The organism is Vagococcus sp. JNUCC 83, assembly GCF_053667615.1.
In genome coordinates this window covers 874,122-887,525 of record NZ_CM132204.1, presented here as the reverse complement: position 1 = coordinate 887,525, position 13,404 = coordinate 874,122, and the positions used below count along the sequence as shown (strand labels likewise).

At 33.9% G+C, this 13,404-nt stretch carries 15 protein-coding genes; 14 read left to right on the top strand and 1 reads right to left on the bottom strand.

The features are described from left to right. Window positions 1-5 precede the first annotated feature (5 nt). The 12 genes from lepA to JNUCC83_RS04095 all read left to right on the top strand — a co-directional run bounded on the left by lepA (window position 6) and on the right by JNUCC83_RS04095 (window position 10,758). The gene (gene lepA, locus JNUCC83_RS04150; RefSeq protein WP_454460963.1) at window positions 6-1,844 is read left to right on the top strand and encodes a translation elongation factor 4; all 1,839 of its coding nucleotides are present in this window, start codon (window positions 6-8) and stop codon (window positions 1,842-1,844) included. Window positions 1,845-1,983: 139 nt separating this feature from the next. After that, on the top strand, window positions 1,984-2,349 hold the full coding sequence (locus JNUCC83_RS04145) for a DUF2178 domain-containing protein (RefSeq protein WP_454460962.1): 366 nt from the start codon (window positions 1,984-1,986) through the stop codon (window positions 2,347-2,349). Between the two features lie 2 nt (window positions 2,350-2,351). Beyond that, window positions 2,352-2,555, top strand: a complete 204-nt coding sequence (locus tag JNUCC83_RS04140; RefSeq protein WP_454460961.1) for a helix-turn-helix transcriptional regulator — start codon at window positions 2,352-2,354, stop codon at window positions 2,553-2,555. A 418-nt stretch (window positions 2,556-2,973) separates the two neighbouring features. Continuing rightward, entirely contained in the window at window positions 2,974-4,137 is a 1,164-nt protein-coding gene (locus JNUCC83_RS04135; protein WP_454460960.1) for a cupin domain-containing protein, read from the top strand. Between the two features lie 74 nt (window positions 4,138-4,211). Continuing rightward, complete coding sequence (locus tag JNUCC83_RS04130) at window positions 4,212-4,913, top strand: YoaK family protein (RefSeq protein ID WP_454460959.1); 702 nt, start codon at window positions 4,212-4,214, stop codon at window positions 4,911-4,913. 22 nt (window positions 4,914-4,935) lie between these two features. Further along, a complete protein-coding gene (locus JNUCC83_RS04125; RefSeq protein ID WP_454460958.1) occupies window positions 4,936-6,270 on the top strand; it encodes a dihydrolipoyl dehydrogenase family protein in 1,335 nt (444 codons plus the stop codon). Between the two features lie 10 nt (window positions 6,271-6,280). Then, window positions 6,281-7,675 carry an aldehyde dehydrogenase family protein gene (locus JNUCC83_RS04120; protein ID WP_454460957.1) on the top strand — a complete coding sequence of 465 codons (1,395 nt, stop codon included), beginning with the start codon at window positions 6,281-6,283 and terminating at the stop codon, window positions 7,673-7,675. 101 nt (window positions 7,676-7,776) lie between these two features. Further along, entirely contained in the window at window positions 7,777-8,196 is a 420-nt protein-coding gene (locus JNUCC83_RS04115) for a hypothetical protein (protein ID WP_454460956.1), read from the top strand. A gap of 121 nt (window positions 8,197-8,317) precedes the next feature. Further along, entirely contained in the window at window positions 8,318-8,854 is a 537-nt protein-coding gene (locus tag JNUCC83_RS04110; protein WP_454460955.1) for a hypothetical protein, read from the top strand. Between the two features lie 54 nt (window positions 8,855-8,908). Beyond that, window positions 8,909-9,121 (top strand): hypothetical protein, encoded by a 213-nt coding sequence (locus JNUCC83_RS04105; protein ID WP_454460954.1) that lies wholly within the window; start codon window positions 8,909-8,911, stop codon window positions 9,119-9,121. Window positions 9,122-9,320: 199 nt separating this feature from the next. Beyond that, complete coding sequence (locus JNUCC83_RS04100) at window positions 9,321-10,304, top strand: choloylglycine hydrolase family protein (RefSeq protein WP_454460953.1); 984 nt, start codon at window positions 9,321-9,323, stop codon at window positions 10,302-10,304. A 70-nt stretch (window positions 10,305-10,374) separates the two neighbouring features. Further along, window positions 10,375-10,758: a VOC family protein gene (locus tag JNUCC83_RS04095; protein ID WP_454460952.1), complete on the top strand. Its 384-nt coding sequence runs from the start codon at window positions 10,375-10,377 to the stop codon at window positions 10,756-10,758. 27 nt (window positions 10,759-10,785) lie between these two features. On the opposite strand, the gene JNUCC83_RS04090 is transcribed toward JNUCC83_RS04095, so the two are convergent. After that, window positions 10,786-11,340 (bottom strand): tyrosine-type recombinase/integrase, encoded by a 555-nt coding sequence (locus tag JNUCC83_RS04090; protein WP_454460951.1) that lies wholly within the window; start codon window positions 11,338-11,340, stop codon window positions 10,786-10,788. Between the two features lie 263 nt (window positions 11,341-11,603). Here JNUCC83_RS04090 and JNUCC83_RS04085 point away from each other — a divergent pair, with 263 nt between their 5' ends. Beyond that, on the top strand, window positions 11,604-12,128 hold the full coding sequence (locus JNUCC83_RS04085) for a GNAT family N-acetyltransferase (protein WP_454460950.1): 525 nt from the start codon (window positions 11,604-11,606) through the stop codon (window positions 12,126-12,128). A 399-nt stretch (window positions 12,129-12,527) separates the two neighbouring features. Beyond that, a complete protein-coding gene (aroE, locus tag JNUCC83_RS04080) occupies window positions 12,528-13,394 on the top strand; it encodes a shikimate dehydrogenase (protein WP_454460949.1) in 867 nt (288 codons plus the stop codon). Window positions 13,395-13,404: the final 10 nt, after the last annotated feature.

Sequence of the window (13,404 nt, the reverse complement as noted above, 5' to 3'; positions counted from 1 at the left end):
TAACGATGAATTTTGATGAAATGAAAAAGAGACAAGAATCCATTCGAAATTTCTCCATCATAGCACATATTGACCATGGAAAATCAACGTTAGCTGACCGTATTTTACAACAAACAGAAACCGTTTCTGATCGTGAGATGCAAGAGCAGTTACTTGACTCAATGGACTTAGAAAGAGAACGCGGTATTACCATTAAACTAAATGCCGTTGAATTAACTTATAATGCGAAAGATGGAAAAGAATATATTTTTCACCTAATTGACACACCAGGACACGTCGATTTTACTTATGAGGTATCTCGTAGTTTGGCAGCGTGTGAGGGAGCTGTTCTTGTGGTTGATGCCGCCCAAGGGATTGAAGCTCAAACATTAGCAAACGTGTATTTAGCGGTTGATAATGATTTAGAAATTTTACCAGTTATTAATAAAATAGATTTACCTGCCGCTGATCCTGAGCGCGTGAGAAAAGAAATTGAAGACGTGATAGGGATTGATGCAAGTGAAGCTGTCCTCGCCAGTGCCAAAGCAGGGATTGGGATTGAAGATATTCTTGAACAAATCGTAGAATATGTCCCAGCTCCAGATGGTGATTTAAATGCTCCATTAAAAGCATTGATTTTTGACTCAGTTTACGACTCGTATCGTGGGGTTGTTTTAAACATTCGTGTCTTTGATGGCGTTGTAAAACCTGGAGACACCATTCAACTGATGAGTAATGGCGTAGAGTATGAAGTTAACGAGGTGGGAATCTTCTCACCTAAAGCTGTCCCAAGAGATTTCTTGATGGTGGGAGACGTTGGGTACTTAACTGCAAGTATTAAGAATATCCAAGACACACAAGTAGGGGATACGATTACTTTAGCTGACAACCCAGCAAGCGAGCCACTAGATGGTTACCGTAAGATGAATCCAATGGTGTATTGTGGGCTGTATCCAATCGATACATCAAAATACAATGACTTACGCGAAGCACTTGAGCGTTTGCAATTAAATGATTCTGCTTTAGAATTCGAACCTGAAACGTCTCAAGCGTTAGGATTTGGATTCCGTTGTGGTTTCTTAGGTTTGTTACATATGGATGTTATCCAAGAACGTTTAGAGCGTGAGTTTAATTTGGACTTAATTACAACAGCGCCATCAGTTATCTATCATGTGAATTTAACAGATGGCACTCAAATCGTCGTTGATAATCCAGCAGAATTTCCAGAACCGGGTGTGATTGAAAGCGTAGAAGAGCCTTATGTGAAAGCACAAATCATGGTACCAAATGATTATGTTGGGGCTGTCATGGAAATTTCTCAACGTAAACGTGGCGAGTTTGTCACAATGGATTACCTAGATGATTACCGAGTAAATATCGTCTATAATATTCCACTATCTGAGATTGTCTTCGACTTCTTTGATAAATTAAAATCAGGGACAAAAGGTTATGCGTCACTTGATTATGAGTTGATCGGCTATAGAACAAGTAACTTAGTTAAAATGGATATCTTACTTAATGCTGAAAAAGTCGATGCCTTGAGTTTTATCGTCCACAAAGAATTTGCGTATGAACGTGGGAAAGCCATCGTTGAAAAATTACGTAAACTAATTCCAAGACAACAATTTGAGGTACCTATCCAAGCTGCGATTGGTGCGAAGATTGTTTCTCGTACCGATATTAAAGCCTTACGTAAAAACGTATTGGCGAAATGTTATGGTGGGGACGTGTCTCGTAAACGTAAATTACTGGAAAAACAAAAAGAAGGTAAGAAACGTATGAAACAAATCGGATCAGTCGAAGTACCACAAGAAGCCTTCATGGCCGTTCTTAAAATGGACGATGACGAGCCAAAGAAGAAATAAGGATAAAAGATTAAAGAATAAACCCGAAAAGAAGCCATCTTTTCGGGTTTTCTTTATGTAAGTTAGTTGGCATTAATTCTATAATGTGATATATTTATATCATAAAGATATAAATATATCACATCAGGAGGAATTTATTATGAAAAAAGAGTTAACAAATAAAAGTTGGTTGCTTGGCTTTTTAGGTTGTTTGGGGATATTAGGTATTTATGGTGAACCCAATTTTTTACTATTCTTTTCATTTTTTGGTGGATTCCAATATATCTGGTTATACAAGTTAGGAACAGTGTATGATGAAAGACTCATCGAAAATAAAAACAAAGCGGCAGTAAGAGCTTTTCAAATTGCTTTAATTTTTGGTCTAATAGCCAATATCATTAGCGGGTTTTTGTTTACAGACTATGAGAGATTATACAGAGTGGCATTAGCTATCTTTTCTTTCACTTTTGCTCTTGGTTTAAACAGTTGGGCTTATTTAACTTACAAGTATGATAAGGAGGACTAATGATGGCATCTTTTGAATCACACGTAAAAAAGTATCGATTATTAAAAGAGCTGACACAAGACGATTTAGCTACAGCTGTAGGGATACGCCGAGAAACGATAGGAAGACTTGAACAAGCAAAGTATAACCCTTCGCTTGAATTAGCGGTTAAAATTTCAAGAGTATTAGAAGTGCCTATAGAGGAACTATTTGTCTTTGATTTTTAAATTGGCGATTTTTTATTAAATAAATAAGGAAAAAGGGATTGAATTAACTTACTCTTACAAGTTGATTTAATCCCTTTTTGTGCAATAACATCAATCAAAAATTATATGTGAGTCTATAAATTTCCATTTAAAAACATGATAATTGAAAATTATTTTGTGAATTTCACTCGTATTAACTCTATAAAACAAACCTTAAAATATTATGTCTATTTTATGTCTTCATTTTTTTACTGTATCTAAAGCATTTAGAGCGGTTACTGAAAGTTGATGACAATAGAAGTACTAATCAGTTGTATAAAAAGTTTCACAAAAAAGACTACCAATCGTCTTTGATTTTAGTGTGTCTAAGGAGTATGATTTGTTTATATTTTAAGTCACTTAAAATAAATATGTATTATTAAAATCGGAGGAATAAAATATGACGGACAAAAGATTAGAACCATTCAGAGAATCAGATGGTAAAGGATGGGTGGATCATGGACCACGTAATCTATCAAGAGATAAAGAAAATCCTGATATTTTAGTTCCACCTTCAACTGACCATGGAACAGTTAATAACTTAAGATTTAGTTATTCTGATGCACATCAACGATTAGAAGAAGGCGGATGGACAAGAGAAATTACCAACCGTGAATTACCAATATCAGAAGATGTGGCTGGTGTTGACATGAGTTTAGAGCCTGGTGCTTACCGTGAAATGCATTGGCATAAAGAAGCGGAATGGGGACTAATGCTTTATGGTAACGCTCGTGTGACAGCGATTGATGAACACGGCCGCAGTTTTATTGATGATGTAAAAGAAGGAGACCTTTGGAATTTTGAAGCAGGGATTCCTCATTCTATACAAGCTTTAGATCAAGGTTGCGAATTTTTATTAGTATTTAGTGAAGCTGACTTTTCTGAAAATAACACCTTCCTTTTATCTGATTGGATTGCTCATACACCACAAGACATTGTTGCAGCTAACTTCAAAAAGAAATTAAGTGATTTAGAAAGTTTACCAAAATCTGAAAAATATATATTTAAAGCCAATGTACCAGACTCTATTGAAGATGTGAATCGACCAAGTAGTCAAGGTGAAGTGCCATCACCATTTACGTTCCATATGGATAGAGCAGAACCTATCATCTCAGAAGCAGGGAATGTCCGTATCATCGACCAATCTGTTTTTCCTGCCGCAAAAACAATCTCTGCTGCTTTTGTTGAAGTTGAACCAGGTGGCATGAGAGAAATGCATTGGCATCCTAAATGTGCTGAATGGCAATACTATCTACAAGGTGAAGCAAAAATGACTGTGTTTAATTCATCAGGATTAGCCCGTACGTTTGATTTTAAAGCTGGTGATGTTGGTGTTGTACCAATCGTTGCTGGTCACTATATTAAAAATACAGGAACTGAAACACTACGCTTTATCGAAGTCTTCAAAAATCCTGATTATTCAGATATTTCATTAAATAAATGGTTAGGTACCTCTCCAGCACAAATGGTTGCAGATCACTTAAATATGACAAAACAATTTGCTGAATCATTACCAACTCCTGATAAACCAGAACCAGTTATTTGGTATAAACAACCTGAATAATCACTTATTTTACCTGGAATGACGATAACAGTTTTTCCAGGTTATTTATTTTAACTATAAGGAGAGATAAATTTATGGATAATAAAAAAATTCCAACTTATCCAGTGATGGAATTACCTTGGATGGCCTTTTTACTTGCTATAGCAGCAGGTTCAATGGATGGTTACACTTATTATATTGGAAAAGCATTTAGCACTGTACAATCTGGAAATATCATTTTACTCGGACAAACGATTGCTACAAAAAACTGGGATCATTTTGGTACAGTTGTTGCAACAATTTTATTTTTTGGGTTAGGTTCAATGGCAACAGCCGTATTAGAAATATTAGGTGTTAAAAAGAAAAAGATTTGGGCATTTGAGATTCTAATTCTTGAAGCGATTATTTTATTAGGTTTAGGTTTTACGCCCATCAATCATTATTTTAGTATCGTTCATTTATGTATGCTCATTTCTTTTATTGCTGGGATGCAGGGAAATGCTTTTCATAAAATAGATGGTTTGCTTTATGGAAATATTGCGGTGACACTTAACGTTCAATTAGCTTTTAATTATGTTATTCAAGGTCTTACTGGTGTAAAAGATGGCTGGAAAAATTGTTGGTTATATACCGCTGTTTTAATCGGATTTGCTGGTGGTGGTTTAGTGGGAACAGGACTAACATCACTATATGGCGATAAGTCATTGTGGTTTACAGCTATTTTATTAGTGTGTATTGCTTTTTATACCAAAGTAATCAAAATTGAAGATAAAGTCATTGATATAGATCCAGAGTAATGAGCAGATAGGAGTGAACGTAATGGATTTTGACGTAATCGTTATTGGAAGTGGTGTGGCAGGATTAACTGTTGCAAAAGGCCTAAGTAAAGCTGGCAAAAAGGTCGCTATTGTAGAAAAAAGATATTTTGGTGGCGTCGTTTATAATGTTGGTAGTACCAGAAAGAAAGAACTTGTCACACTAGCAGAACATCTTTTACAGAATCAGCACTATGCAGAACATGAAATCATTCCTCCTACTCACCTAGATTGGCAACGCGCCATTGAATGGGTTGACACATTAGAGGCAGACGAAGATAAAAAACATCAACAGTCTTTGAAAAAGGAAGGTGTTACGACAATCTTTGGTGAGGCTGTATTTACTTCTCCAAATGACATTAAGGTTGATGGGATTAAGTATAGTGCCACACAATTCGTGATTGCGACTGGCGCTAAACCGAGACCTTTTTCTTTTGAAGGACACCACTATTTATCTGATAGTTCAGACTTTTTAACACAAAAAACATTACCTAAAAAAGCATTATTTATTGGGGCTGGGATTATATCCTTTGCTTTTATGACAATTGCTAAAGCGTTTGGTTGTGATGTGACTGTTTTACAACATGATGAGCTCGCACTGAAAAATTTTGATCAGGAGTTTGTCAATGAATTGATTGAAATAAATAAAAAACGAGGGGTAAGATTTTGTTTTAACGATGAAATTAAATGCATTTCATCTAAAGATGACTGCTTAATCGTTCAAACAACAGCTGGACAAACAATTGAAGTAGAAAAAGTTTATAATGTCGCAGGAAGAGTTCCTTTAATTGATTCACTACAATTAGAACAAGCAGGGGTTCTAGTTGATTCACACGGTATCATCACAACTGACTATTTACAAAGCAGTCAACCTCATATATTTGCGTGTGGGGATTGCTCCAATGCCCCTGTTCCTAAACTTGCTACTTATGCAGCATACCAAGCAAACTATTTAGTCTCTTATTTACTAGAAAAAGAGTTTTCTCCAATAAAGTATCCAGTGTCAGCTATGTCGATTTTTAGTGAGCCTCGTATTGCACAAGTAGGGGTAACAACTGCAGAAGCAGAGTTACATCCAAATGAATTTGCAATAGAAACGTATGATATGTCGAATTGGTTAAATTCTAAACGAAAATCAGAAAACCTTGCCTATATTAAAACAATCATAAGAAATAGTGACAATCGTCTAGTTGGCGTGACAGCTATATGTCAAGAGGCCGATATACTAATTAATGATATAGCACTTATGCTTGGTAAAGAGATGACAAAAGGTGAACTTGAAAAACAAATCTTCGCATACCCATCTCTTTTAAATGATTTAATTCAAATCTGGAAATGAGGGGTTAACTATGACTCAAATTGATTTAAAATCCATTTTATCATCTCAGCGACACTTTTTTGACACTAACCAAACAAAAGAGCTTACATTTAGAAAAGAACAGCTCACTAACTTAAAAAAAAGTTTAATCAAGTATGAAGAGGCTATTTATTGGGCTTTTGAAAAGGATTTACATAAATGTTCTTTTGAAACTTACTACACAGAATATGGTCTTGTTCTATCATCAATTGATTCAATGATAAAAAATATGGATAAGTGGTTAAAACCGAAGATAGTTAAACCAGCAATCCATTCTTTTTTAGACAAAACAACGATTTACAAAGAGCCTTTTGGGATAGTTTATATAATTGGACCATTTAACTACCCACTACAACTTATCATGATTCCATTAATTGGCGCACTTGCATCAGGAAATTGTGCGGTTGTTAGACCGTCGAAACGGACACCGAATATTGCTACAGTGATAGACGTTATTTTAACAGATGCATTCAACTCGCACTATGTAAAATCAATCAATCCTATGCAAGTTCCAAATAAAGATGTTTTAGCTTATCCATTTGATTTTATTTTTTTTACAGGAAGCAGTTCGGTTGGAAAAATCATTTTAGAAGCGGCATCAAAAAATTTAACACCTTGTGTTTTAGAACTCGGTGGTAAAAGCCCTAGCATTATTACTGATGATGCTAATATTAGCCATGCAGCGCAACAAATTGTATGGAGTAAGTTTTTAAATGCTGGACAAACGTGTATCGCTACTGATTATGTTTTAGTCAATAGAGGAAATCTTCCTTTACTCATTGATGAAATAAAAAAACAAATCATTGCTCTTTATGGTCAAGATATACGTCATAATAAAGACTACGGCCGACCAGTTGACCAAGTAGCATTTAATCGTTTGATCCATTTATTAAAGGATAATCAGGAAGAGATCATCGTTGGTGGAAGTTATGATATCACTGTCAATTTTATCGAACCAGCTTTGTTTCAATTACCCTTAAACCGAAATAGTTCGTTAATGAAAGAAGAGATATTTGGCCCACTACTTCCTATTTTAATATACGATACACTAGATGAGGCAATAGGTTTTGTTAAATTAGGTGATAAACCATTAGCTGCTTATTTATTTTCTGACAATAAAGACTACAAAAAACGCTTTGTTGAGGAATTATCCTTTGGTGGTGGTGGCATTAATCAAACTATTTTACAAATTTCAAATGAGGATACACCTTTTGGAGGTGTTGGTACATCAGGTATGGGAAACTATCATGGTCAATATAGTATTCAGACCTTTTCACATGAAAAAACAATATTACATGCCAATCAACTAACACAAACGTTTGAATCACTCATTATGCCTCCTTATACTGCTAAAAAATGGAAAATCTTAAAGGACATACTGAATTAATGCTATTTTTAGACAATCAGCTCTTGACTGGTTGTCTATTTTTATTGTGCTTTTTATGGCTATATGATACATTTAACCAAATAAAAAAAGAGGAGTTCTAAATGAAAAAAATAATTTTAACGCTTGGCATGATAATATTTGGCACAGGTCTTTCTGTTAGCTTTTTTGAAAAATCATTGCATGTAAAGCCAGTGGATAATCAACCAAATTGGTTTTTATGGCTTTATTTACTAGGAATGATCTTCATTATGGTGGGATTAATTTTAGGTACGCGAGAATTAATTAACTATTTATCACAAAAAACGGATTTTCCGTTCCATACATCTCTGCCATATTTTATACTTGGCATGATTACGCTTGGTCTCACGTACAATGGCTTAATGAAAGTAGAGCTGTTAAATTTCTTGATTGACCCTTATTTTTTAATGTTTCTTTTTGGTTTAGCTATGTTGGCGTTAGCCCTTGTTTCATTAATTATCGAATTATTTTCACTTTATAAAAAAACACAAACAAAAGAATAAAGGTCATTCTTTTGTCTCAAGCTGACAACTACGATATTCTTACTTTATGTAATTTTATGTTCAAAAAACTAACTTTTTGTGTTATGCTATACATGAAAAACAGTTAAAAAGGGGTTTTGTTATGAAGAAAAGAATATTAATTACAACATTTGCAAGTTTATTGTTGTTATCGGGTTGTGGGAGTAATAAAAATACAGCGACTACTAAATCAACTGAAAGTAGTCAAGAAATAGCAGAGAATACTGCAGAAAAAAACGCTAACGCTATTTTGGGATACGTTTATGATGGTAAATCAACAGATGTAAAAGATGTTACAAACCAAACAAAAGAAGAGCTAGATCAATATATTATTGGGCAGTTGAAAGAAAAGCAACTAGAAAACTATAATCCCGATAATAAACTTGATGATTACTACTTAATCATTGATGGTTCTGAATATTACGCATCAGAAATTTTAGAAGACTATGCTAAAGCTTATTTAAAAACAACACATTCTTTAGGTGAATATAAAATAAAGAATATAACAACCACTAACGACGAAGCTCAGGTGACTGCTGAAATTACGCCTTACGCCGGTTTAAGTGAAGCAAACCCTATAGGCACGATGCGAACTGAATTATTTGGAGGAATCGATGAAGAAGAATTCATTAGACAATGACAGAATAAAGATATTAAAGCAATCAAAAATTTAATCACACTTAAATTATATTCAATGTATTATGGAGATGCTGCTTATCTTCCTGAAAAATCAAAAGAGAAAAAAGAAATTACATTTACTATGAAAAAGAAAGGTAATTCATTTATGGTTGGTAATGACGTTATTTATCAACTTGTAAAAGATTCTAGAGATTCGACATACGGTGATAGTAGCAATGATGACAGTTCGAGTTCTACAAACATAGATGATGAAGGTTCTAATATTTAAAATAAATAGGTAAAAAATAACTCCTCTATACAAAATAAGAGGGGTTATTTTTTGACTTTTCTGACCATAAAACATAGGATAAGAAGAACGACTGACATATTATGGTCACTGTTGTTCTATAAAATTATCATAGATTTAACATGGTTTGCTAGAAGTTTTTGGTATGATTTAGGAGTTAACAATACTAGGAGGGATATGTATGTGTACAAGTATCACATTTCAATCAGAAAATAAATTAAATTTCTTTGCTCGCACAATGGATTTTGGCTTTGAGCTCAATGGCATGCCCATTGCGATACCGAGAAACTATGAATCAACGTTTCATTTTGAAGGAACATTAAAAACAACTTATGCGTTTGTAGGAACAGGTCAAAAAATGGGAGAGTACATGTTTGCTGATGGGGTTAATGAAAAAGGTCTATCAATTGCAGAATTGTATTATCTCAATGAAGCAAGCTATAAGAGTGCCCCAGTTGATGGGAAAACTAATTTAACACAGGATGAGTTTCTAACTTGGGTGTTGGGTCATGTTGGAAGCATTGATGAGTTGAAAGAACTAAGTGAAAACATCGTATTAGTCGGCGTGACAAACGATTTGGTGTCAGCAATAACCCCACTACATTTCATCGTATCTGATAAAACAGGTCAATGTGTCGTGGTTGAAACAAATAATGAAACACTCACGATAAAAGATAATCCTGTTGGTGTGATGACAAACAGTCCAAATTTAGAGTGGCATTTAACTAACTTGAATAATTATCTATTCATCCAACCAACCAACTATCCATCTAAAGACTTAGCCGGATACACAACGAAACCATTTGGACAAGGTTCTGGAACTTATGGCTTACCTGGTGGATTGACCTCTCCAGAACGGTTTGTTCGTGCCACTTATATGAAAACTTATACTGAAAAAGGCAAAACAGAAGCTGAAGCTGTCAATAACATTTACCATATTTTAAATACATTGACGATTCCTAAAGGTGTCAACGTCAAAGATGACGGTCATGATGATTATACACAGTATCGTGCAGTCTTTAATTTAACCGATTTGACCTACTACTTTAATCCTTATTACACACCTGAAGTTTTTTCAGTGAAATTAACAGAAGAACTCGCTACGGCACAAGAACCAACAGTATTTAACGTATCTCATGACTATACAGTGACAGAATTAAACTAAAAAATAAAGGACGTTACATTAAAATAACGTCCTTTTTATGTTATAATGTTAAGTACAAGGAGGTCCTCACATGCAACTAGAACACATCGCACTATATGTTAATGATTTAGAAAAAATGAAAGCCTTTTATGTGACATATTTTGATGCCACAGCTAATGAAAAATATTATAACCCAAAAACAGGGTTAGAAACTTATTTCTTATCTTTTGAAACAGGCGCACGCGTTGAATTAATGACACGACCGGACAAAAGAGATGAGGAGAAGCATTTATATCGAACTGGATTGACTCATCTAGCGTTTAAAACAAACTCAAAAGAAAAAGTAGACAGTCTAACAGATCGGATGAAAGAAGATGGCTATACTGTGTTAAGTGGTCCAAGAACAACAGGTGATGGGTACTATGAGAGTTTGCTTTTAGATCCTGAAGACAATCAAATCGAAATCACGTGTTAACTAGTCAATCAATCATTGGCTAGTTTTTTATATCCCCAATCTGAAATCAGCCAACGTGTTCCCAATTTCATCTGTCGTAATCCCAATATAGCGTTTCGTTACTTTTTCTGAGCTATGGTTAAATATTTCCATAAGCGTTGCAATGTCCCGTGTTTTACGATAATAATGATAGCCAAATGTTTTTCTGAGTGAGTGAGTTCCAATATCTTTTCTACCTAGATTATCGGCAATTTTCTGATATTGTTTATACACGGTATTCACTTTTAGATGGCCACCTTGTTGACGACTAGGAAATAACCACTCATCGTCTTCTTTTCCCTCGATATATTCTGCTATCACATCTTGTAAATTGTCTAAGTAGAGAACTTTTCGTTTTCCAGTTTTTCTCTCAACGATAATTGGTCGCTTTTCATATTTTATATCTCGTACTTTTAACTTCACGATATCTGACATTCTAAGTCCATTGTTTATTCCAAAAATAAATAAAAAGGTATCACGTTCAGGATGATTGGTTCGTCTTAACCAAAATAAAAAATCATCTATTTCAGTTTGAGCCCGCAAAGGTTGGACGTTATATGACATATTTTATCACTCTTTTCTCTGAATTTTACAGTTCACTATTTTTATTATATAATAACATAATAATGAACTTATTAATATAGAATTTTAAACCCTTGATAAATCAGGAGTTAAGTTCATTATTTTACATAATATAGTGAACTAAAATTAACAAGTCAAAAAAATCATTTTGGATTTAAAACGATTCTAAGCACTTTAAATTTATTTTAGTGGGTCATTATCCAAACAAAGCCTTAAAATCGAAAATTAAAAAATGGGGTGTCTCAATGAAATTAATTAACTTAGAAGATGTTCCTTTGCCAATTATTCAGGCATTTAAAGAATCGTTCAATCTTTCAAAGGATATTATCCATGGTTCATATCAATTACAAACTGCTACTGATTTAAAAAAATGGCAAAGAGAATTAATTATAGTAAAAGAAAAGGATTATAAACAAACAGTTAGAACCTCTCACTTTGGGTTAATTGACGAGAATGGGGTGATGATAGGCCTCTCAGATATTAAACATCATTTAACAAACTACTTACAAAAAGAGGGTGGCCATATTAGTTATTCCATCGCACCATCATTTCAGGGATACGGTTATGGAAGTTATCTTTTAGATTTGACATTAAAAGAAGCTAAGAAATTTGGATTTACTCATGTGTTGCTAACTTGTCGTAGTGATAATCCAACATCTATTAAAGTAATCGAAAAAAACGGTGGTGTGTTCATCAGGCAACTGACTATTAATCGATATAACGTCAATCACTATCACATTTATTTAGATAACGATAATTTTGTTATGTAAACCAATATAGACAATTTTCAAAAAATATAGAATAAATCCAATGAAATTTTAATAATATTATTGACATACTCTCATTTTAAGACTATACTTAGTTCAATCTTACATCAGGAGTGGAAATATCATGAAAATAAAACAGATTATTAAAAGCCCACAACTGAATAATTACTACTTTAGCTATTTTAGATAAGTTTGTATTCATCAAGAGTATGGATGCAAACTACCGAAGTTTGTATCTATGATGGCTAAGGAAATTTAGATTGATTTCAAAACCCACATAGATCTTAAGAAAATCTATAGTGGTGTTTTTTATATACTGTATATTAAGTATAAAGATGTTCACTGTAGAGGTTTTTAAAATCTACGTGAGCATCTTTTTTATTTAGGAGGAATGTGAACACTATGACACAGATGGAAATAAACGGACAAACCAAATTAGCTGGATTTTTTGCAAGTCCTGCTAGACATAGTTTATCACCAACACTACACTCGACATCTTTTGAATTGACAGGTATCAATGCAGTTTATTTAGCGTTTGATATTGTACCAGAAAAGTTAGAAGATGCCATAACCTCTATCCGAACCTTAAATATGTTGGGTGTCAATCTCTCTATGCCACATAAGGTAAATGCGATACCTTATATGGATGAGTTATCAGAGTCAGCCAAATTAATTGGTGCGATAAATACAATTGTTCACTCTGATGGAAAACTAATTGGGCACAATACTGATGGATTTGGTTTTGTCGAAAGTCTTCGTGTAAATAACGTCCCTATTAAGAATCAATCGATGACAATGTTAGGAGCAGGTGGTGCTGCCACAGCCATTTTGGTTCAAGCAGCTTTAGATGGTTTTAAGGACATTCACCTTTTTAGTCGCCCTGGCAAACGATTTGATGAAATGGAAAAAAAGATAAAGGAACTGTCTAATATCGTAACATGTAAGATAACGTTAACCGATTTATTTGATACTAAAGCTTTAAAAGAAGCGATTAGTCAGTCACAACTACTCGTCAACTCAACAAGTGTTGGCATGATAAATGATGAGTCATTAATAGAAGATGACTTGCTGTTTAGAAAAGAGTTAGTGGTGTATGACGTGATTTACAACCCAAGACAAACCAAATTATTAAAACAAGCACAACAAAAAGGCTGCCAAACCATTAATGGTCTTGATATGTTATTGTATCAAGGGGCAAAGGCATTTAATCTTTGGACAAATAAAGATATGCCAATAGAAAAAGTCAAACATATTTTAGAAAAAGCATAGAAAAGAGGAA